The sequence below is a fragment of the Mesorhizobium sp. M7A.F.Ca.CA.004.12.1.1 genome (genome assembly GCF_003997835.1).
GTDB lineage: Bacteria > Pseudomonadota > Alphaproteobacteria > Rhizobiales > Rhizobiaceae > Mesorhizobium.
In genome coordinates, this window is sequence record NZ_RZRK01000905.1 from 1 (window position 1) to 2,362 (window position 2,362).

The 2,362-nt window shown below is 66.0% G+C and carries 2 protein-coding genes, 1 pseudogene and 1 riboswitch; all 3 genes and pseudogenes read right to left on the reverse strand.

All coding sequences use genetic code 11. The features are described 5' to 3' along the window. Positions 1-581 (reverse strand): annotated as a pseudogene (locus tag EN984_RS31500) (cobaltochelatase subunit CobN); the annotation flags it as partial. A gap of 18 nt (positions 582-599) precedes the next feature. Further along, positions 600-1,652: a cobalamin biosynthesis protein CobW gene (gene cobW, locus EN984_RS31505; RefSeq protein ID WP_127271613.1), complete on the reverse strand. Its 1,053-nt coding sequence runs from the start codon at positions 1,650-1,652 to the stop codon at positions 600-602. Between the two features lie 2 nt (positions 1,653-1,654). Further along, on the reverse strand, positions 1,655-2,083 hold the full coding sequence (locus tag EN984_RS31510) for a DUF1636 family protein (RefSeq protein ID WP_127272623.1): 429 nt from the start codon (positions 2,081-2,083) through the stop codon (positions 1,655-1,657). A 38-nt stretch (positions 2,084-2,121) separates the two neighbouring features. Then, positions 2,122-2,326: riboswitch (cobalamin riboswitch) on the reverse strand. Positions 2,327-2,362: the final 36 nt, after the last annotated feature.

Genomic DNA, 2,362 nt, shown 5'->3' on the forward strand with positions numbered 1-2,362 from the left:
CTCCCCTCGAGGGGGAGGGGGACGACGCCGCGGCCGGGTTCGTAGTAGCCAGCTTTGGGCACGGCGACCGGTTCGATGAAAGGCGCATCCTGTCCCGCCAGCCGTGCCAGCCTCCGCACCAGCGCGCTCATATTCGCCGGGCCGCCCTCGCGGAAATAGTCGAGCAGGCCGTCCAACTGCTCGCGCGGCAGCGTCGAGGCTTCGATCAGGCGCAGGTCCTCGTCGCGGCATTCGCCGGGCAGCAGCGCCAGTTTTATGCCGCGTTCGCGGGCAGTCGAGGCGAGCTGGTCGCAGCCGTAGCGCCACCAGTCGTAGCCGCCGAGGATGCGCACCAGGATGATCTTGGCGTGGCGGGCGACGCTGTCGACCCAGAGGTCGACGGACATCGGATGGCGCAGGTCACGCAGTGCGGCCAGCCGCATCGAGGGCAGGCGGCCGGCATCGGCCTTCCAGGCTGCCGCCAGTCCGGCGAGGTCGCTGTCGGTGAAGGACAGGGCCACGATATCCGCCGGCGTCTGCCGCAGATCGACCGGCTCGGCGAGGTCGTCGAGCGAGGCGGATGTCGTGGTGAGGATGTGCATCGCGACCCGTGTCCGAAATCAGCCGGCGAGTATACGCTCGATCGCCGGGCGGTTCAGCCCCTTCAGGCCGATGACGACGAGGCGCGAACGGCGGTCGTCCTGCGCGGTCCAGGCGCGGTCATAGTAATGATTGACGCGCGGCCCGACGGCCTGCAGCAAGAGCCGCATCGGCTTGCCGCCGACCTCGACGAAGCCTTTTACGCGCAGCACGTTCTCTTCTTCGGCGACGGTGGCGACGCGCTTCGCCAGTTCATCGGGATTGGCGATCGAGGCAATGTCGACAATGAAGGTGTCGAAGTCGTCATGCTCATGGTCGAACGCGCCGTCATGGTGGGACTTGCGGTTTTCGATGTCGTCCTCGACGGCCAGACCGAGCCCGAGCAGCACCGAGGGATCGACCTTGCCATGCGACGTCGGCACGATCTTCACCGCGCGGGCGGAGTGTTCGCCAATGATGGCGTTGGCGCGGGCGGTACCGGCGGCGTCCATCAGGTCGCTTTTCGACAGGATGATCAGGTCGGCACAGGCGATCTGGTCCTCGAACACTTCTTCCACCGGATCGTCATGGTCGAGCGTCTCGTCCCCGGCGCGCTGCGCCTGCAGGGCGTCCATGTCGTTGGCGACGCGGCCCTCGGCCAATGCCGGCCCGTCGACCACGGCGATGACGCCGTCGACTGTGACGCGGCTCTTCACGCTCGGCCATTGAAAGGCCTGGACCAGCGGCTTGGGCAGCGCCAGGCCCGATGTCTCGATCAGGATGTGGTCGACCCTCGGCGTCAGCGCGAGAATACGGTCGAGCGCCGGGACGAAATCGTCGGCGACGGTGCAGCAGATGCAGCCATTGGCCAGTTCGACGATATTTTCCTCCGGACAGGTGTCGATGCCGCAGCCCTTCAGGATCTCGCCGTCAATGCCGATGTCGCCGAATTCGTTGACGATGATGGCAATGCGCTTGCCGCCGGCGTTTTCCAGGAGATGGCGGACCAGCGTCGTCTTGCCGGCGCCGAGGAAGCCGGTGACGACGGTGCAGGGAACGCGGGAGAGGTTCGCAGGCGAATCTGGGGCAGTCATGGTCAGTCCTTCAGCATGTCGAGGGGAGGGATGCGGGCAACGAGGCCGCGCTTCAGGCTATCGGGACGGCCACGCCAGGGAATGAGACCGTCGGTCGAGGTGGCGAAAAGCTTGGCTCCGGTGACGAGGTCGGCGCCGCTGGTCTCGGTCAGGTCGCCAAAGACATAGCTCCAGCAGCCGTCGCGCAGGATGGCGGCGCTGAGGCGCCGCTTGCAATTGCCAAGGCATTCGACGCTGCGGATGCGGATGTCGTCGCCAGATGCGGCGCGGCGCGTATCCTCCGCCAGCAATTCGCCGGCGCGGGGATGGGCGTCGGAGCCGGTCTCATTGCGGCAGGAGGCGCAGACAATGATGGTGACGCCGGCCAAGGCATCATCATGGCCGGACGAAATATCCGCTGTGCCAGCCGAAAAACTGCTGTCGTGGTCCAAAGATCGGGCTCCTTGCCCGGAAACCCGCCGGGCGATCGGATTCTAAAGTCGCAGACGGCAGGTCTCCTGGCTCGCGGGTCATCGCCTTGGGTAGCCGCCTTCCCGGGAACTCCCAGTGGCTTTCGGCCTTGGCTCTTCGCTTACAGTTGCGGGGACAGCCGCGGATTTGGGATTTTGCCCCGCACCGCATTCCCTCTTAGCTCTTGCCGTTGCGGGCAAGAGACCATCTGAACCGGATTTAGGCTTTTGCGAGCGGCGGTGTCAACGCGAGCTTACGAC

Excerpts from the sequence above, each read along its gene's own strand:
- cobW (WP_127271613.1), bottom strand. The coding sequence starts at position 1,652 with ATGACTGCCCCAGATTCGCCTGCGAACCTCTCCCGCGTTCCCTGCACC.